The 19167-nt window shown below is 74.7% G+C and carries 11 protein-coding genes and 2 pseudogenes; 8 read left to right on the top strand and 5 right to left on the bottom strand.

The annotated features are described in order from the left end of the window. Nucleotides 1-65: 65 nt before the first annotated feature. The 3 genes from xseA to CBP52_RS00190 all read left to right on the top strand — a co-directional run bounded on the left by xseA (nucleotide 66) and on the right by CBP52_RS00190 (nucleotide 2573). Nucleotides 66-1307 (top strand): exodeoxyribonuclease VII large subunit, encoded by a 1242-nt coding sequence (gene xseA / locus CBP52_RS00200; protein WP_094179327.1) that lies wholly within the window; start codon nucleotides 66-68, stop codon nucleotides 1305-1307. Nucleotides 1308-1368: 61 nt separating this feature from the next. After that, nucleotides 1369-1626, top strand: a complete 258-nt coding sequence (locus tag CBP52_RS00195; RefSeq protein ID WP_094179326.1) for an exodeoxyribonuclease VII small subunit — start codon at nucleotides 1369-1371, stop codon at nucleotides 1624-1626. Further along, nucleotides 1623-2573 (top strand): carbohydrate kinase, encoded by a 951-nt coding sequence (locus CBP52_RS00190; protein WP_198303503.1) that lies wholly within the window; start codon nucleotides 1623-1625, stop codon nucleotides 2571-2573. The genes CBP52_RS00195 and CBP52_RS00190 overlap by 4 nt, the downstream gene beginning before the upstream one ends. Before the next feature lie 7 nt (nucleotides 2574-2580). Here the strand turns inward: CBP52_RS00190 and CBP52_RS00185 are convergent, their stop codons facing one another. The 4 genes and pseudogenes from CBP52_RS00185 to CBP52_RS00170 all read right to left on the bottom strand — a co-directional run bounded on the left by CBP52_RS00185 (nucleotide 2581) and on the right by CBP52_RS00170 (nucleotide 6993). After that, nucleotides 2581-3852, bottom strand: a complete 1272-nt coding sequence (locus CBP52_RS00185) for an ABC transporter ATP-binding protein (RefSeq protein ID WP_094179325.1) — start codon at nucleotides 3850-3852, stop codon at nucleotides 2581-2583. A 15-nt stretch (nucleotides 3853-3867) separates the two neighbouring features. Then, on the bottom strand, nucleotides 3868-4710 hold the full coding sequence (locus CBP52_RS00180) for a carbohydrate ABC transporter permease (RefSeq protein ID WP_094179324.1): 843 nt from the start codon (nucleotides 4708-4710) through the stop codon (nucleotides 3868-3870). Between the two features lie 7 nt (nucleotides 4711-4717). Continuing rightward, nucleotides 4718-5608 (bottom strand): annotated as a pseudogene (locus CBP52_RS00175) (carbohydrate ABC transporter permease); the annotation flags it as partial. 92 nt (nucleotides 5609-5700) lie between these two features. Then, nucleotides 5701-6993 (bottom strand): extracellular solute-binding protein, encoded by a 1293-nt coding sequence (locus tag CBP52_RS00170; protein WP_094179323.1) that lies wholly within the window; start codon nucleotides 6991-6993, stop codon nucleotides 5701-5703. Between the two features lie 166 nt (nucleotides 6994-7159). On the opposite strand from CBP52_RS00170, the gene CBP52_RS00165 reads away from it, so the two are divergent. From CBP52_RS00165 to CBP52_RS00155, 3 genes and pseudogenes are all read left to right on the top strand, one after another. Then, nucleotides 7160-8941 carry a hypothetical protein gene (locus CBP52_RS00165; RefSeq protein ID WP_094179322.1) on the top strand — a complete coding sequence of 594 codons (1782 nt, stop codon included), beginning with the start codon at nucleotides 7160-7162 and terminating at the stop codon, nucleotides 8939-8941. A gap of 69 nt (nucleotides 8942-9010) precedes the next feature. After that, nucleotides 9011-9633 (top strand): annotated as a pseudogene (locus CBP52_RS00160) (carbonic anhydrase). Nucleotides 9634-9670: 37 nt separating this feature from the next. Beyond that, nucleotides 9671-11089 (top strand): class II fumarate hydratase, encoded by a 1419-nt coding sequence (locus CBP52_RS00155; protein WP_094179321.1) that lies wholly within the window; start codon nucleotides 9671-9673, stop codon nucleotides 11087-11089. Nucleotides 11090-11146: 57 nt separating this feature from the next. Here CBP52_RS00155 and CBP52_RS00150 read toward each other — a convergent pair whose 3' ends face one another. Continuing rightward, a complete protein-coding gene (locus CBP52_RS00150) occupies nucleotides 11147-12817 on the bottom strand; it encodes an MDR family MFS transporter (protein WP_094179320.1) in 1671 nt (556 codons plus the stop codon). Nucleotides 12818-13124: 307 nt separating this feature from the next. Between CBP52_RS00150 and CBP52_RS00145 the strand changes: the two genes are divergently transcribed. Then, the gene (locus CBP52_RS00145; protein ID WP_094179319.1) at nucleotides 13125-16421 is read left to right on the top strand and encodes an FtsX-like permease family protein; all 3297 of its coding nucleotides are present in this window, start codon (nucleotides 13125-13127) and stop codon (nucleotides 16419-16421) included. Continuing rightward, nucleotides 16418-19153, top strand: coding sequence for an FtsX-like permease family protein (locus CBP52_RS00140; RefSeq protein ID WP_094179318.1), 2736 nt, complete (start codon nucleotides 16418-16420; stop codon nucleotides 19151-19153). The genes CBP52_RS00145 and CBP52_RS00140 overlap by 4 nt, the downstream gene beginning before the upstream one ends. The last annotated feature ends 14 nt before the right edge of the window (nucleotides 19154-19167 follow it).

Genomic DNA, 19167 nt, shown 5'->3' with positions numbered 1-19167 from the left:
GCAGGTGGGCACGTCGGACGAGCCCGGGACGAGGGTGTGTGGGCCGCGTGCGGCAGGCTGGGGGCGTGAGCGAGACGACACCACGCGAGCCGCTGCCCCTGCGGGCGGCGGACACGACGCCGGACCGGCCGTGGCCCGTGCGCCACCTCGCGCCCAAGATCGCCGACTACGTGCAGCGCATGCCGCCGGTCTGGATCGAGGGGCAGGTGCTCGACCTCAAGCGCTGGAACACCACGTGCTTCCTCACGCTGCGGGACACCGACGTCGACATGTCGATCTCGGTGACGACGAGCGCGGCGAGCGTGGCGCGCCTCGGCAAGGGGGTCGGTGACGGTGCGCACCTCGTCGTGCACGCGCGGCCCACGTACCACCTCAAGCGCGGGAGCCTGTCGTTCGCGGCGGACGACGTGCGGCTCGTCGGGCTCGGGGAGCTGCTGGAGCGCATCGAGCACCTGCGGCGCGTGCTGGGTGCCGAAGGGCTGTTCGACGAGTCGCGCAAGAAGCGGCTGCCGTTCCTGCCGGCCGTCGTGGGGCTGGTGTGCGCGCAGCAGGGCGACGCGGAGCACGACGTCGTGTCGAACGCGCGCGGCCGGTGGCCCGCGGTGCGGTTCGAGATCCGCCGCGTGACGGTGCAGGGCCCGCGCGCGGTCCCGGAGGTGAGCGCCGCGATCGCGGAGCTCGACGCGCGGCCCGAGGTCGAGGTGATCGTGGTCGCCCGCGGCGGCGGCCCGTTCGAGGACCTGCTCCCGTTCAGCAACGAGGCGCTCGTGCGTGCGGCCGCGGCGTGCCAGACCCCGCTGGTCAGCGCGATCGGGCACCACCTCGACGCACCGCTGCTCGACCTCGTCGCCGACCTGCGCGCGTCGACCCCGACGGACGCGGCCAAGCGCGTGGTGCCGGACGTGGCCGAGGAGCGCGCGCGGATCGCGCAGGCCCGGCTGCGGTCCCGCGCGGCGCTCACGCAGCGCCTGGCCCGGGAGCAGACGGCGCTCGAGCACTGGCGCAGCCGCCCCGCGCTCGCGCGGCCCGGCACGCTCGTCGACGCGCACGAGACCCGCGTGCTCGCGCTGCGCGAGTCGGCCCGGCGCACGCTCGAGCACCTGCTCGACCGGGCGCAGACCGAGGTGCGGGGGCTCGCGGGCCACGTGCGGGCGTTGTCCCCCGCGGCGACGCTCGACCGCGGGTACGCGGTGGTGCAGCGCGCGGACGGCGCGGTCGTGCGGGACCCCGACGAGGTCGCGGTGGGCGACGCGCTGCGCGTGCGGGTCGCGCGCGGGGAGCTCGCGGCGCAGGTCACGCACACCTGAGACCGGGCGCACGGGCCGGGCCATGATCCGGGCGTGGGCGGGGTCTGGTTGACTGGCGGACGTGCCGAAGCAGACCTCACCCGCGCCCGCGGCGCAGGCCGCGAACGACGACGTACCCGGGCTGACCTACGAGCAGGCGCGCGACGAGCTCGTCGCGGTGGTGACGCGGCTCGAGAGCGGCGCCGAGTCGCTCGAGGAGTCGCTCGCGCTGTGGGAGCGCGGCGAGGCGCTCGCGGCGCGGTGCCAGCAGTGGCTCGACGGGGCGCGGGAGCGGCTCGCCGCCGCGCGCGGGACGAGCGACGAGGACGGGGACGCGTGAGCGCGCAGCCCGTGGCCCCGGGCACGCCGCACGAGCGCGCGCTCGTCGTCGGCGAGGCGCTGATCGACGTCGTGGCGCGCGCCGACGGCACGCGCGAGGAGCACCCGGGCGGCAGCCCCGCGAACGTGGCGCTCGGGCTCGGCCGCCTGGGCCGCGCGGTCGACCTGCTCACGTGGCTCGGGGTGGACGCCGAGGGCGACCTGGTGCGCCGCCATCTGGCCGCGTCGGGCGTGCGCGTCCTGCGCGGGGACCGCGGTGCGGTGCGCACGCCGCTCGCGACCGCGCACCTGGACGCCGCGGGGGTCGCGACCTACGAGTTCGAGCTCGAGTGGGACCTGCCGCACGCGTGGGACGGTGACGACGTCCCGCCGCTCGTGGTGCACACGGGGTCGATCGCGGCCGTGCTGGAGCCCGGCGCGGCGCGCGTCGCGCACGAGGTGACGCGGCTGCGCCCCACCTCCACGGTCACGTACGACCCGAACCTGCGGCCCGCGCTCATGGGGACGTCGCGGCACGCGCTGCCGTACGTGGAGGCGATGGTCGCGCTGTCCGACGTCGTGAAGGTCAGCGACGAGGACCTCGCGTGGCTGCACCCGGGGGTCGCGCCCGCGGAGATCGCCGAGGAGTGGGCGCAACGGGGGCCTGCGCTCGTCGTCGTGACCCACGGCGGGGACGGTGCGTTCGCCGCCACCGCCGCGGGGGCGCGCGTGCGCGTCGCGGCCCCGCGCGTGACGGTCGTCGACACCGTGGGTGCGGGCGACTCGTTCATGGGCGGACTGGTCGACGGGCTGTGGTCGGCGGGCCTGCTGGGTGCCGACCGGCGCGCCGCGCTGCGGGACGTCGCGGCACCGACCGTCGAGGCGGTGCTGCGGCGGTGCGCGCGCATCGCGGCGGTCACGGTCTCGCGTGCGGGCGCCAACCCGCCGCGCGCGCACGAGCTCGACTGACCCGAGGTCACCGACCGGCCGCGGCGCTCTCCTTCTTCTCGCGCGCCTGCGCCCGCTCGAGCGACGCCTTGCGGTCGGCCTCGTTCTGCTCGTCGATCTCGCGCGCACGGTCGGCGTCGAACGTGAGGTTCTCGCCGGTCTCCGGGTCGAAGACGAGGAGCTTGGCGGGGTCGAACCACAGCGTCGCGGTGTCGCCGTCCCGGATCCGGGACTCCGAGTCGAGCGCGACGACGAGCTGCGTGCGCAGGCCCTCGCCGTCGAGGTCGCGGTCGAGCTCCTCGAGCGTGCCCGCGACCTCGTGGCTCGTCTCGAACGGCACGTAGGCGTACAGGTCGGAGCCGAGCCACTCGGTGACGTCGACCTCGGTGTCGAACGTGTGGCCGGCGTCGCGCTTGCCGTCCTCGAGCAGCGCGGCGTCCGCGAAGTGCTCGGGGCGCAGCCCCACGATGACGACGCCCCGATCACCGATCCGCGAGCGCAGGTCGTCGGACAGCGGGACCTGCGCGAACGGCAGGCGCAGCTCGCCGTCGACGACCTCGCCCGGCAGGAAGTTCATGGGCGGCGAGCCGATGAACCCGGCGACGAACAGGTTGACGGGCTGCTCGTAGAGCCCGCGCGGGGAGGCGACCTGCTGGAGCTCGCCCTTGCGCAGCACCGCGACGCGGTCGCCGAGGGTCATGGCCTCGGTCTGGTCGTGCGTGACGTACACGGTCGTCGTGCCGAGCCGGCGCTGCATGCGGGCGATCTCGGTGCGCATCTGGCCGCGCAGCTTCGCGTCGAGGTTCGACAGCGGCTCGTCGAACAGGAACGCGTTCGCGTCGCGCACGATCGCCCGGCCCATCGCGACGCGCTGCCGCTGGCCGCCCGAGAGGTTCGCGGGCTTGCGCTGCAGGTGGTCCTGGAGCTCGAGGGTGGACGCGGCGTGCTCGACCTTCGCGCGGATCTCGTCGTCGGTGAACTGGCCCTTGGTGAGGCGCAGCGGGAACGCGATGTTCTCGAACACCGTCAGGTGCGGGTACAGCGCGTAGTTCTGGAACACCATCGCGAGGTGCCGCTCGCGGGGCGCCTTGTCGTTGACGACCTCGTCACCGATGCGCAGCTCGCCGGACGTGATGTCCTCGAGCCCGACGATCATGCGCAGCAGCGTGGACTTCCCGCAGCCGGACGGCCCGACGAGGATCACGAACTCGCCGTCCGCGATGTCGAGGCTCACGCCCTTGACGGCGAGGAACCCGTCGCCGTAGCGCTTGACGATGTCCTTGAGGGTGATGGCGGCCATCGGAAGTCTCCTTGTTCAGCCCTTGACGGCGCCCTGGGTCAGGCCGGACACGATCTGGCGCTGGAACAGCAGCACCAGGATGACGACGGGGACGGTCACGACGACCGCGGCGGCGGAGATCGCGCCCGTCGGCTCCTCGAACTGCGACGCGCCGGTGAAGAACGCGAGCGCGGCGGGGACCGGCCGCGCGGCGGACGTCGAGGTCAGCGAGATGCCGTAGACGAAGTCGTTCCACGCGATGAAGAACGCGATGAGCGCGGTCGTGAACACCCCGGGTGCGGCGAGCGGCACGATCGCCTTGCGGAACGCCTGCCACGGCGTCGCGCCGTCCACCTGCGCGGCCTGCTCGAGCTCCCACGGGATCTGCCGGAAGAACGCGGCGAGGGTCCAGATGGAGATCGGCAGCGTGAGCGACAGGTACGGGATGATCAGGCCGAGCCACGTGTCGTACAGGCCGATGTTGCGCCACAGGTTGAACAGCGGCGTGACGATCGAGATGACGGGGAAGATCGAGACGCCGAGCGCGGTGGTGAGGATGAGCCGCTTGCCGCGGAAGTCGAGCCGCGCGATCGCGTACGCCGCCAGGGTCGCGAGGACCACGGCGACGAACGTGGCGATCAGCGAGATGCCGATGGAGTTGCGCAGCGCGGGCAGGAACAGGTCCTTCGCGGAGCCGACGAAGATCTGCTCGTAGTTCGTCGTCGTCCACGTCTTGGGCCAGAACGTGCCGAGGTTGAGCTGGCTGGGCAGCTTGAACGAGGTCGCGATGATCGACACGACGGGCAGGAGCGCCCACACCATGACGACGACGGTGATGACGGCCCACCCGACCTTCATGCGGGTCGTGAGCGTGCGCATCAGCCCTCCCCCTCGCGCTGGCCAGGTCCACCTTGAACAGCTTGATCGCGATGAAGCAGATCCCGATGACGCAGAAGAACAGCAGCACGGAGATCGCGGAGCCGAGGCCGATCTCGAGGCGCCCGATCGACGTGCGGTAGGCCAGCAGGGACAGCACCGTCGTGCCGTTCGCGCCGTTCGTCATGATGAAGACGTTGTCGAAGATGCGGAACGCGTCCAGCGCCCGGAACAGGACCGCGACCATGATCGCCGCCTTCATGTTCGGCAGGACCACGCGCTGCAGCCGCTGCGCCCACGTCGCGCCGTCGACCTCCGCCGCCTCCTCGAGCTCACCGGGGACCTGCGAGAGCCCCGCGAGCAGCAGGAGCGAGATGAACGGCGTGGTCTTCCAGATCTCGGACGCCATGATGACGGCCAGGCTCGTGCCCTGGTGGGCGAACCAGTTGAGGTCCGGGTCGACGCCCGGCACCCAGTCGAACCAGTGGTTGACGAACCCGGAGCTGATGTCGAACGCGTAGAACCACGCGAACGCGGAGACGACCGTGATGATCCCGTAGGGCACGAGGATCGCGGTGCGCAGGACGCCGCGCAGCCGCTGGATCGCGCGGTGCATGACGAGCGCGAGCAGGAAGCCCAGCACGAGCTCGACGAGCACGGTGACGACCGTGATGAGCGCGGTCACCGCGAACGCCTGCCACCACACCGGGTCGCTCAGCACGACGACGTAGTTCTCACCGCCGTTGAACGCACGCTCGTCGGGTGCGGTCAGCCGGTAGGAGAACAGCGAGTCGTAGAACGCCTGCAGGATCGGGTAGATGGTCACCGCGACCATCACGACGAACGCGGGGCCGGCGAGCCACCAGCCGAGCCGCGCCTCGTCCCGCGCGCGGTCGCTCAGGCGCGGCCGCCCGCGCCTGGTGGTGCCCGTGCCCGGGTCGGGGGCGGTCCGGGACCGGGCGTCCGCTCCGGCCCCCGGCGGGATGGACGTGGTCACAGCAGCGCCTCCCCTCGCAGGACGGCGGTGATGAAGTCGGTGGACCGGCGCGGCGTGGTGTCGGGGTCCACGTCGGCCGGCGGGTGCCACGTCTCCTGCAGGCCGGTGGACACCTCGTTGTAGTACGGCGTCTGCGGTCGCGGCGCGGCCTGCTCGAGCGACTCGCGGATGACGTCCGCCATGGGGAACGCCTTGTGGACCGCGGGGTCGTCGTACGCCTTCGTCGACGCGGGCGGGTTGCCGTTCGTCGCGAAGTACTCGGCCTGGTTCTCGGGGGTGACGATGCACTGCGCCGCCTCGAGCGCGAGGTCGACGTGCTCGCTGAACGCGCCGATGCCCAGGCTGATGCCGCCGTACGGCGGGCGGGACTCGGTGTCCGCGTCGACGCGCGGGTACAGCGCCCAGCCGATGTCGTCGACGAGCGACGCGTCGAGCGTGCCGTCCTCGACCGCGGCGTTGGTCGCCGACCACACGAACGGCCAGTTCACCATGAACGAGCCGCTGTCCCGCTGGAAGACGGTCATGGTCGCGTTCTCGTCGGCGGTGGGCAGGCCCGCACCGCCCAGCCCTTCGCGCCCGATCGTGCCGATGATCTCGGCCGCGGCGCGGCCCGCGTCGGACTCGAGCCCGAGGCGCAGCTCGTCGGCCGGGGCCTCGGGGTTCTCCAGCACGTGCCCGCCCGCGGACTCGACCAGCGCGTTCACCCACACCGTGAGCGACTCGGCCTTCGCGCCCTGCACACCGAGGACCTTCCCCTGCTCCTTGGCGGCGTCCATGATCTGCTGCCACGTCACCGGCTCCTTGGCGGGGTCCAGCCCCGCGGCCTCGGCGACCGACTTGCGGTACCAGAGCAGCTGCGTGTTCGCCCAGAACGGGATCGCGACGAGCTCGTCCTTCCACGTCGCGCCATCCAGCGCACCCTGCACCACGTCGGTCGTGACCTTCTGGGCCACGTCCTTCGGGATCGGCGCGAGGAACCCGGGCTCCGCGAGCTCGGGGATGAACGGCGGGTCGAGGCTCATGATGTCGATCGACGAGTCCTTCGCCGCGAGCCGCCGCGCGAGCTGCTCCCGCTGCGACGCCGCGTCACGCGGCAGGACCTCCGTCGCCAGCCGGTACCTGCCGTCCGCCTCCTGCGTGCAGCGCGCCGCGATCTCGACCTGGCCGCCGTTGTCCGGGTTGATGTACCACGTGAGCGTCGGTGGCCCGGACTCGGCCGCGCACGCCGCGAGGGGCAGTGCGACCGCGACCGCGGCGACCGCCGCGATGTGGCGGGTGCGTCGACCCACGGTGGCCTCCGTCCGTTGCGCCTCGTCGTGCTGGGTCCTGGGTACACCCCGCGCGGGGCCGCCGCACGTCCAGAGCACGCGACGGGGTTCGTGGACGTCTTGTGCACGTTCGTCGCGCTGTGCGAGGGCCGCCCGGTGCGCCCGGCGCGAGCGCTACCGTCCTGCTGTGTCGAACTACCTCGGCGCAGTGCTGCGCCGTGACGTCGTCCCCCGCGTCCGCGAGTGGCTCACGGTCCGCGGGTCCGTGGGGTCCGAGCACCGGTTCGTCGACCTCGACGAGCGCACGGTCCTGCTCCTGGTGAGCCGGGACCTCGACGCGAGTCTCGCCCCCGGCCGGTTCTTCCGCGGCACCGCCGTCTCGCCCGAGCACGGCGCGATCGGCTTCGGGCTCGCCGGCTGGCAGGCCATGCCCGCGGGCGCGCACGCCGACCCGCACGGCGTCTCGGGCGAGTTCGTGCTGCTGGAGTGGGACGACGACGCCGTCGTGGCCCGTCGCGACGTGCTCGGCTCGGTCGCGCTCGCCTCGACGACGGGCGACGGGTTCGCCGCGGTGAGCGACTCGCTGCTCGTGCTCGTCGACCTGCGGCGCTGGTTGGGCCAGGGCGTCACGCAGCGCACCGAGGTGCTGCTCGCGCGCACGTTCCCGAACAACTTCGCCTCGCAGCAGATCAGCGAGGAGACGCACGTCGTCGAGGTCGCGTACGCCGCCGCCGGGCGGGGCGTACGCATCCCGCTGCGCACGCTGCGCGCCGAGCCGGACGGTCCGCTGCTCGCGTCGCGGGTCGTCGACGTCGACCTCGACCCCGTCGAGACGATGCGGGGCGTCGCGACCTTCGTCGCCCGCACGATGACCACGCTCGCGCTGCGCGACGACCTCGACGTCCGTCTCATGCTGTCCGGCGGGTACGACTCGCGCGTGCTCCTGGGCGGTGCGGTGCACGGCGGCGCCGCGCACCGGCTCGCCGTGCACACGCGCGGCGGCTCGGGCAGCCACGACCTGGACGCGCGCGCGGTCGCGCCGATCGCGGAGCACTACCGGCTGCGCCTGAACGCGCCGCGTCTCAGGAGCACCCCGTCGCAGGACGCCGGCGCGCCGCTCGCGCTGCTCGCCTCCACGACGCTCGGCTTCTACGACACCCTCTCGCCGCTGAGCACCGTCCGGCGCGGTGCGATCACCATCAACGGCGTGGGTGCCGAGATCTACAAGGGGAACTGGAAGTGGCGCACCGAGCGCCAGATGTTCGAGCAGACCAACCAGCGCGCGGTGCAGCTCGGGGCCATGCGCGCGCAGGCCGCCAAGGGCATCCGCGCCACCGGCGGCGACCCCCGGTGGGCCGACGCGAGCGAGCTGCTCTACTGCGGCTTCCGCAACGGCATCCACGGCGCCGGCAACTCCATCGCGCTGTCGATGACCGGCCTGCGGCCCCTGCACCAGGTCGCGCTCGCCGCGCTCGGCCACCAGCGCGTCGACGGCCTGCCGCCGCGCGAGCGCCGCGACCGCGCGCGACTGCGCGGCCAGGGCGAGAACGTCATGGCGGGGCTGCTCGCGCTCATGGACACCCAGCTCGCCGCGATGCCGTACGACCGACCCGACAAGACGCTCGCACCCGACCTGGTCGCGCAGCGGCTCGCGGACCTCGGCGGCCCGCTCGGACCCGAGGCGAAGACCGAGCTGCCCGTGCACGGGTCGCCGTCGGACGTCCCCGCGGGCCCCTCGGCCCTGGGCCTCGGCGTCGCGGAGCATGCGGGGATGGCGGTCGAGATGTCGACCGAGCACCTCATGCGCCTCGCGGAGCGCGGCCACGAGTCCGTCGAGCACCCCGCGGTGCGTCCCTCGTACGGGCGGGTCCTCAAGCGGGCGCGCGAGCGGCTGGTCGACAACGGCGAGTCGCCCCGCGACGCGGGCGCGATGCTCGGCAAGCTGCTGACGCTCGCGATGATCGGCTGACCGCCCGGGCGTGAGACCGGCGAGCGGGGACCGCGCGGTTTTGCGACGATGACCGCCGTGACGACACGGATGACTCCCGCCGAGGCCTGGTCCGCGCTCAAGGACGGCAACAACCGGTTCGTGGCAGGCGAGATGCTGCACCCCTCGCAAGGCGTCGACCGACGCGCCGAGGTGACGCAGTCCCAGCACCCGTTCGCGGTGCTGTTCGGCTGCTCCGACTCGCGCGTCGCCGCCGAGATCATCTTCGACCGCGGGCTCGGCGACCTGTTCGTGGTGCGCACCGCCGGGCACGTGCTCGACACCACCGTGATCGGCTCGATCGAGTACGGCGTCGAGGTCCTGGGCACCCCGCTCGTCGTCGTGCTGGGCCACGACTCCTGCGGTGCGGTGGCCGCCGCGACGTCCGCGCTCAACGACGGCACGCTGCCCCCGGGTTCGTGCGGGCGGTCGTCGACCGGGTGATCCCCAGCATCGTCGGCCTCACGCGCCGGGGCGAGGGCGCCGAGTCGCTCGACGCCGCCACGCTGGGCCACGAGCACGTCAAGCACACCGTGCGCATGCTGCAGGGGTACTCCGTCTCGCTCGCGGACGCCGTCGAGCAGGGCCGGTGCGCGATCATCGGCCTGGAGTACACGCTCACGGACGGCCGCGTGCGGGTCGCCGAGGTCGTCGGCGACGTCGGCGAGCTCTGAGCGCCGCGGCCGGTCGCGCGTGCGGCAGGATGGGCGCATGACTTCTGCGCTTCCCGACGACGCGGTCGAGTACCGGATCGAGCACGACACGATGGGTGAGGTCCGGGTCCCGGCCACCGCCCTGTACCGCGCCCAGACGCAGCGCGCGGTCGAGAACTTCCCGATCTCGGGCTCGCGGCTCGAGCGCGGGCACATCGAGGCCCTCGCGCGCATCAAGAAGGCCGCCGCGCGGGCCAACGCCGAGCTCGGCGTGCTGCCCGGCGACGTCGCCGAGGCGATCGCCGCGGCCGCCGACGAGGTCGCCTCCGGCCTGCACGACGCGCACTTCCCGGTCGACGTCTACCAGACGGGCTCGGGCACGTCGTCGAACATGAACACCAACGAGGTGCTCGCGACGCTCGCGACCCGCGCGCTCGGCGCGCCCGTGCACCCCAACGACCACGTCAACGCGTCGCAGTCGTCCAACGACGTGTTCCCGACGAGCGTGCACGTGGCCGCCACCGCGGGCGTCGTGCGCGACCTGGTCCCCGCGCTCGAGCACCTCGCGGGCGCGCTCGGCGCGAAGGCCGACGAGTGGGCCGGGGTCGTGAAGTCCGGGCGCACGCACCTCATGGACGCCACGCCCGTGACGCTCGGCCAGGAGTTCGGCGGGTACGCCGCCGCGGTGCGCTACGGCGTCGAGCGCCTGCAGGCCGCCCTCCCCCGCGCGGCGGAGGTCCCGCTCGGCGGCACGGCGGTGGGCACGGGCATCAACACGCCCGCCGGCTTCCCGCAGCGCGTCATCGAGCTGCTGCGCGAGGACACCGGCCTGCCGCTGACCGAGGCGCGCGACCACTTCGAGGCGCAGTCCTCGCGCGACGGGCTGGTCGAGCTCTCGGGCGCGCTGCGCACGATCGCGGTGTCGCTCACCAAGATCTGCAACGACCTGCGCTGGATGGGCTCCGGCCCGAACACCGGCCTGTCCGAGATCGCGATCCCCGACCTGCAGCCGGGCTCGTCGATCATGCCGGGCAAGGTGAACCCCGTGGTGCCCGAGGCGGTGCTCATGGTCGCGGCGCGCGTCGTCGGGAACGACGCGACGGTCGCGTGGGCCGGCGCGTCCGGGTCGTTCGAGCTCAACGTGCAGATCCCGGTCATCGCGTCGGCGGTCCTGGAGTCGATCCGCCTGCTCGCCAACGCGAGCCGGGTGCTGGCCGACAAGACCGTGGCGGGCCTCGTCGCGAACGTCGACCGCGCGCGGGCGTACGCCGAGTCCTCGCCGTCGATCGTCACGCCGCTCAACCGCGTCATCGGCTACGAGGCCGCGGCGGCGATCGCGAAGCACGCGGTCAAGCGGGGGCTCACGATCCGCCAGGCCGTCGTGGACCTCGGCTACGTCGAGCGCGGCGAGGTCACCGAGGCGCAGCTCGACGCGGCGCTCGACGTGCTGAGCATGACGCGCCCGCCGCAGGGCTGACCCTCGCCCTGGCGCGACCCACCCCGCCTCGGCGGGGGCCGGCCCCGCCGGCCCCCGTCAACGCGCGCCGGAGACCTCCCGCGCGGCGTCCGTCGTGACCGGCCGCGCGTGGGGTCGCACCGCGTGCATCCCGAGCGCGGCCACGAGCCCGAGCACGAGCGCGCCCGCGGTGAGCAGGAGCGTCTGCGCGGTCGCGGCGGCGAAGCCCGTGTGGACCGCGTCGAGCGCGGCCACGCGCACCTGCTCGGCGAGCGCGGCCGGGACCCCGTCGGGCGGGGCGAACCCGGCCGCGCCGTTCGAGAGCGCGGACGGGTCGAGGCGCGCGAACCCGTCGAGGAAGGGCGCACGCACCGCCTCGGGGAGGTCCCGGGCGGCGTCGGCGGCCGCGGCGGGGATCTCGACCGACAGGCGTGACGTGAGCATCGCGACGACGGCCGCCGAGCCGACCACGCCGCCCATCTGCCGCGTGGTGTTGAAGGCGCCCGCTCCCGCACCCGCGGTGCGCTGGTCGAGCCCTGCCGTCGCAGCCGCCGCGAGCGGCGAGAACACCAGGCCGGTGCCGATGCCGAACACCGTCATGGGCACGACCAGCGTCCAGACGGGCGCGTCCGGCCGCACCGCGGCGGCCAGCCACGCGACGACCACGGCGAGGGTCGCGAACCCGGCCGCGACCACCCACTTCGCCGGCACCCGGTCGGACAGCCGTCCCGCGAGCGGCGCGACGACGCCGGACACGAGCGAGCCGCCCGCCCCGACGAGCGCGGCCCGCAGCGGCGAGAGTCCCAGCACGAGCTGCAGGTAGATGGTGAACGGGAAGAAGATGCCGGTCATCGAGAACGTCACGGCGGCGCCGGACACGTTCGCGAGCGAGAAGTTGCGCACGTGGAAGAGCCGCAGCGGCAGCAGCGCGCGGTCGCCGATCCGGTTCTGCCACCAGACGAACGCCGCGAGGACCAGCACTCCCGCACCGATCACCAGCCACACCGAGACGGGCCCCCGGATGGTGCCCCAGTCGTAGGACTCGCCCTCCTGCAGCCCGAACACCAGCAGGAACATGCCGACCACGGAGAGCAGGACGCCGACGACGTCGAACGAGCGCGCGTGCGTCGGCAGCGACGGCAGCGTCCGCACCGCGAACCACAGCGCCACGACGCCGACCGGGATGTTGATGAAGAAGATGTACTCCCAGCCCACAGTCTCGACGAGCACGCCGCCGAGCACCGGGCCGGTGATCGTGGCGACGCCCGCGACCGCACCCCACACGCCCATCGCGGCGCCGCGCCGCTCGGGGGGGAACACGCGCGTGATCACCGACATGGTCTGCGGCGTCATGAGCGCCGCCCCGACGCCCTGCACCGCGCGCGCGGCGACGAGCAGGGCGACCGAGTCGGCGAGCCCGCAGACCGCCGACGTCACGGTGAACAGGACGAGCCCGGCGATGAACACCGGCCGCGGCCCGAACCGGTCCCCGAGCCGCCCCGTGACCAGCAGGAGCACCGCGAACGAGAGCAGGTAGGCGCTGTTCACCCAGCCGACCTGCGTGATGCTCGCGTCGAGCTCGCGCCCGAGCGTGGGCACCGCGATGTTCACGATGGTCGTGTCGAGCATGATCATGAAGAACCCGAGGCACAGCGCGGGCAGCACGCTCCACGGGGAGCGCCCGTGCAGGTCGACCTGGCCGGGGGCCGGCGCGGCGGTGGGCCGCGCGGGGCTGGGGTCGTGCGTCATGGGGCCTCTCGGACAGCGCGCGGACGGTGGACGACGCTCGGGGCGGCGACGCGCGCTCGTCGGGGCCCGTCGTCGAGCGTAGGACCAAGGACCCACACATGCGCGCGACCGCCAGAGCCACCCGAACGGGTGACAACCCGGGGAAGTTGCTGTGGGAACCCGACAGAACTCCCCGGTACCCCGCACTCACCCGGACAGAACCCTCGCGGCGTTCGTGGGACCGCTCCCGGGGCCTCTGCGCGCTGGGTTACTGTCGCCCCGCCCGGCCCGCTGCGGACCGGTGACGACGAGGTCGGGAGGTCGACGCGTGGGCTGGAGGTCACGGCTGCTGCTGCGCCGGGCGACGGCGCAGGGCACCCTGCTGCTCGCGGTGCTGACCGTGACCCTCGTGGCGACGACGCTGCTCGGCACGTTCGCGCTGCTGCTCACGGCGAGCGAGACGCGGGCGCCGCAGGTCGCCCTCGAGCGGGTCGACCTGGGGGACACGACGATCGACCTGCGCTCGGTCGTCGGCGGCAAGGACGGGACCAGCGTGGCCGCCGCCGCGCACGCCGCGATGGACGCCATCGTCGGCGACGTCGCGCAGGAGCGGGACGTGTGGACGTCGTCGCCGTGGCTGTCCGTACCCGGCACCGCGGACCCGGTGGACCCGATCGTGTACCTCGCCGACTACCCCGTCGTGCCCGAGCACACGACCCTGCTCGCCGGCGAGTGGCCGACGACCGCGTCCGTACCCGGCTCGTACGCCGTCCCCGTCGCCGTGCCGCAGGACGCGGCCGAGCGCTACGGCTGGGAGCTCGGCGACGAGGTCGCGCTCGAGGGCGTCGAGCTCGGCGCCGACCTGCGCATGCGGGTCGTCGGCGTGTACCGCGCCGAGCCGCCGCGCGCCCTGTGGCAGCGCGACCTGCTCTCGGGCCGCGGCCACGAGCCGTACTTCCCGGTGCCCGGCTCGTTCGGCTCGGTCGTCACCGAGGCGTGGGGCCCGATCGTCGTCGCGCACGACGTGGACGCGATCGTCCCGGGCACCCTCACGCTCGTCGCCAGGCCCGACCTCGGGTCCGCGACGCCCGCGCAGCGCGCCGGGCTGCGCGACCGGCTCGAGACCGCCCAGACCGACGCGTACGCGTCCATCCCGGCCGCGAGCGTGCAGGTCAGCACGACGCTCGACCGCACGCTCGACGAGATCGCGGCCACGCTCGCGGTCACGCGGGCGGGCGTGGTCGTCGTCGGGCTCCTGCTGCTCGTCGTCGCCGTCACGGTCCTGCTCATCGCCGCGCGCCTGCTCGCCGAGCGGCGGACCGCGGAGCAGACGCTGCTCACCTCGCGCGGGGCGTCCGCACCGCAGCTCGTCGGCCTCGCCGCGCTCGAGGCGCTCGGCGTCGCGCTGGCCGCCGCGCTGCTCGCCCCGTGGCTCGCGCGCCTCGCGTACGGCGCCCTCACGCGCGCCCGCCTGCTGCGCGACGCGGGGCTCGCGACCGACCCCGGCACACCGACGACGCTCTGGCTCACGTGCGCGGTCGCCGCCACGCTGCTCGCCGCCGTGCTGCTCGCGCCCACGCTCCGGCGACGGGTCTCGGCGGTCGACTCCGAGCAGCAGGAGGTCCGCCAGGACCGTCGCCAGATGTTCGCCCGCTCGGGCGTCGACCTGGCGGTCGTGGTCGTCGCCGGCGTCGCGCTGTGGCAGCTCGTCCGGCACGGCGCCACGGGTCTCGCGGGCTCACGCGGTCTGGACCCCCTGCTCGTCGCCGCCCCCGCGCTCGTCCTGCTCGCCGGCGGCGTGCTCGCGGGCCGCGTCCTGCCGGTCGTGGCACGCACGGGCGAGGCCGTCGCGCGGCACAGCCGGTCGCTCGTCGCCCCGCTGGCCGCCTGGCAGGTCAGCCGTCGCCCGCACCGGGCCGCGGGCGCCGTCCTGCTCGTCACGCTCGCGGTCGCGGTCGGCACGTTCGCGCAGGGCTGGCTCGCGACGTGGCACCTCTCGCAGCGTGAGCAGGCCGAGCTCGCGGTGGGCACCGACCTGCGCGTCGACGAGCTCGGCGGCTCCCCGCTCGAGCAGTCGGCGCTGCTCGCGGGGCTGCCCGAGGCGCCCATCACGTCACCCGTCGCCCGGCGTCAGGCGCAGGTCGGCATCGCGACCGGTGCGAGCGCGCTGAGCACCGGGGTCCCGGCCACGCTCGTCGCGCTCGACACGCGGCACGCGGGCGACCTGCTGCGCGGCCGGCTCGACGGCGGGTGGCCCGCGGTGACGCGGGACCTCGCGCCCGCGTCCGTCGTCCGCGGGGCACCGCTCCCCGCGGGCACGCGGTCGATCTCGTTCGACGTGCAGGGCTGGCTCGCCAAGCGCATCAAGGGCGCCGAGCTGCGCGTGTCCGTCCTCCTCGCCGACGAGCGCGGCCTTCGCACCACGCTGGACGTCGGCATGCTCGAGCCCACGTCGGGGCGTCCCGTCGAGGAGGCCGTCCCCACGACGTTCACGCTCGACGTGCCCGAGGGCGTCGGAGCCCTGCAGCTCCTCGGCGTCACCATGGACATCCGCCTCGACCCGCTCGCGGTCGACCTCCTCACGCCCGAGAACTGGGAGGTCACGGTCCACGGCATCGTGTCGCGCATGCAGGCGCTCGACGCGGACGGCGAGCCGACGCCCGTCGACCTGGCACGCGCGCAGTGGCGCACGACGTCCCCGTCGACGTGGAACCCGCTCGCGGAGGGCAACCGCCTGGGCGCCACGTGGGTCGAGGCCGGCGCGCTGCACGTGACCGCCGCGACCAACATGGGGCTGGTGCTGCAGGGGTACAGCGCGCTGTACACCACCGCGTTCGAGCGCGAGCCGATCGTGCACGCGATCGTCACGCCCGGCCTGCTGAGCACGCTCACCGCCGAGCCGGACGAGACGCTCGTCGTCCAGGTCGACGGGATCGACGTGCAGGTGCGCGTCGACGCCGTCGTGCCCTACCTGCCGTCGGTGCCCGACGGCGACGCCCTGCTCGTGGACCGGGACGCGCTCACCCGCGCGACCCTCGTCGCCGGCGGTCGGGACGCGCTCACCGACGAGTGGTGGGCCATGGTCGACGACGCGGCCGCACCGGCCGCCGCCGCGGCGGTCGCCCGCTCGGAGCTCGGGACCGCCAGCACGCGCGCGGCAGCCGTCGTCGAGGCGACCGACGGTCCGCTGCGGGTCGGGATCCCCGCCGCGCTGTGGAGCGTCACGCTCGCCGCCGTCGCGCTCGCGGTCACCGGCGTCGCGCTCAGCGCGACCGTCGCGGTGCGCACACGACGGCTCGAGCTGGCCCGCCTGCAGGCACTGGGCGCGTCGCGCGGCGCGCTGTCCCGCGCGGTGCTCGGCGAGTACGCGCTGCTGGGGCTGCTCGGCACCGTGGCGGGCGTGCTCGTGGGCGCCGCCCTCGTGCGCGTCGTCGGGCCCCTCGTGACGGTCTCGCCGCGCGGTCTGGCGCCCGTGCCGGGCGTGCTCGTGCAGTGGCCGTGGCCCGCGCTCGCGGCGGTCGTCGCGGTGATCGGCCTCGGTGCCACGCTCGCGGTGGTCGTGACCACGCGCGCACTCCTGCGCCGCACCTCCGGCGCGCTCCTGCGACTGGGGGACGAGGGATGAACGTGTCGACTCGCGTGCGGACGGTCGTCGGGGGCGCCCCGCTGCTCGTGCGCCGCCGCGCGCGCACCGATGCGGGCCTGCTCGCGCTCACGGGTGCGCTCGTCGCCGCGCTCGTGCTCGTCGCGCTCCTCGCGCCGCGGCTGGTCACGAGCGTCGCCGACGAGGGCGCGCGCGACGTCGTCGAGCGGGGCCGTCCGGCCACCGACGTCGTCGCACGCGTCTCCGGCGCCGTACCGCCCAAGGCGGGCGTCCGCCCGGACCACGCACCCGACGACCAGCGCAGTGCTGCGAGGACGGTCGCCGCCGGCGTACCCGCGTCGATGCTCCGCGACCTCGCGGGACCGTCGCTGTCGACGTTCACGTCCGCGTGGACCGGGAACCTGCCCAGCGGCCAGTTCGTCGCACGCGCGGGCTACGTGCTGCCCGCGGACGGCGCCGACCCGGTCCGCTGGGTCACCGGCCGCGCACCCGAGCAGCTCGACGACGTGGTCGTCACCGAGGACCAGTCGCTCGCGAACGTCGAGCGCCGTGTCGAGGTGGGCGTGAGCGTCGACGGCGCCCGCGCGCTCGGCCTCGAGCCGGGCGACGAGGTGCGCGTGACCACCGCGATGGTGTCCCGGCTGACCGCCGTCGTCGTCGGCACGTACGAGGTGACCGACGCCGACGACCCGGTGTGGACCACGCTGCCCGAGCTCGTCCGGGCCATGCCCGCCCCGGGCGGGTCCGCGGACCTCGCCGCCGTCGGGCTGCTCGTCACGGACGCGTCGCTGCCCGACCTGCTCGTCGCCGTCCAGCCGTCGGCGGTGACCACCGACGTGCGCTTCGTCTCGGTCCCGGACCGCATCACGGCGGCGCGGGCACAGGTCATCGCCGCCGAGGTCGCAGCGCTGCGCACCGACCCGCGCCCGCTCCAGCTGCTCGACGCGCGCCAGCCCACGCTCCTGACGTCGCTCGACGACGAGCTGCTCGCCTACCGCGACCGCCTGGCCGGTGCGACCGCGCAGGCGAGCGTCCTGCTCATGGGGATCGTCGCGGTCGGAGGGCTCACCGTCCTGCTCGCCGCGCGGCTCATGGTCGAGCGGCGCTCCAGCGGCCTGACGCTCGAACGCGCACGCGGGGCGTCGGTCACGTCCGTGGGCTGGCGCGCGCTGCTCGAGTCCGTGCCCGTCACGCTCGCCGCGACGGCGCTCGCGGTCGCCGCGCTCCTGCTCGTCATGCCGCCGCAGGGCGCGTGGTGGCCGGGCGTCGCGGTCGCGACCGTGGGCGTGGTCGCGCCCGCGCTGCTCGCGGGGGCCCTGGTCCGACGGTCGTGGACCGGCCGACGCGTGCCCGCCAACCGCGCCGACCGTGACCGGCTCGTGTCACGTCGCCGCACGCGACGGCTCGTCGCGGAGCTCACGCTGCTCGCGGTCGCCACCGGCGCGCTGCTGTCCGTCCGCGCGCGCGGTCTGCTGTCGAGCAGCGTCGGCGACGTCGACTGGCTCCTCGCGGCGACCCCCGTGCTGCTGGCCGGCGCCGCGACCGTCCTGACCGCGCACGCCCTGCCGCCCGTGCTGCGCCGCCTGCGGGCCGTCGCCTCGCGCGGCCCCGCGCTCGCCGGGCTGGTCGCCACGGCACGTGCCGAGCGCGCGAGCCGCACCGCGATCCCGCTGCTCAGCGTGACGGTCGCGGTGGCGCTCATGGTGTTCAGCGGCATCACGGTCGCCACCGTGGACCGCGGGCAGGTGCGTGCCGCGGACCTCGTGGTGGGCGGCGACGTGCGGATCGACGGGCCGGTCGGGGACGACGCGTTGGCCGCGCTGCGCGAGCAGGACGGCCTGACGAGCGTCACGGGCTCGCGCACGTGGGTGAGCCGCACGTTCGGCGTGGGCTCGGGCGTGGACGTCACGCTGCTCGCCGTCGACACGGCACCGTTCGAGGCGCTGCGCGCCGCCCGCGGCGAGAGCGACGCGGGCCTCGCCCGGCTGGCGGACGGCGCACCGGGGACCGGGGTGCCCGCGCTCGTGACGGCGGACCTGGAGCCCATCGCCGAGACCAGCGACCCGCAGGTCTGGGTCACCGAGTCGTTCGTCGCGCTGGACCCGCGCGGCACCACCGACCTGCGGGTCGACGGTGCGCCGACCGTCGTCGTCGACCGCGCCGTGCTCGCCGCCGCGATGGGCGTCGAGATCCCCGCCGAGACGACGTGGCTGCTGGGGCCCGGAGCCGACGACGCCGTCACCGCTACGGCCGTCGAGGGCCTGCCGAACGTGCGCGTGCTGAGCCGCACCGACTGGCTCGACGCGTGGAACACCTCGCCGCTGACCACAGGGCTGCGCACGCTGCTGCGCGTCGCGCAGGGCGCGCTCGCGGTGCTCGCCGTCGTCGCGCTCGTCCTGACCGTCGTGGCGACCGCGCGCGACCGCCGGCGCACGCTGCACGTCCTGCGCACGCTCGGGCTCGACGCGGGCACCGCGCGCCGGCTGTCCGCGGGCGAGGCCGCGCCCGTCGCCGTCGCCGGCCTGCTCGCGGGCTGCGCGATCGGCGTCGCGGTGCCGTGGCTGCTCACCGGCGCGCTCGGCCTGTCGACGCTCACGGGCGAGCCCGACGGCACGCGCGTCGCGACGACCTGGGTCCCGTTCGTGCTCGCGGCGGGGGCGCTCGCGCTGGGCCTCGCGGTCGCGGTCGAGGTCGAGGCCCGCACGCGGCGCGACGACGACCTGGCCCTCGGCATCCGGGAGGCGGAACGATGACCACGACGAAGGAG

It is taken from the genome of Cellulomonas sp. PSBB021, from assembly GCF_002240455.1.
Lineage (GTDB): Bacteria > Actinomycetota > Actinomycetes > Actinomycetales > Cellulomonadaceae > Cellulomonas > Cellulomonas uda.
This window is presented reverse-complemented; position numbering and strand designations above follow the sequence as displayed.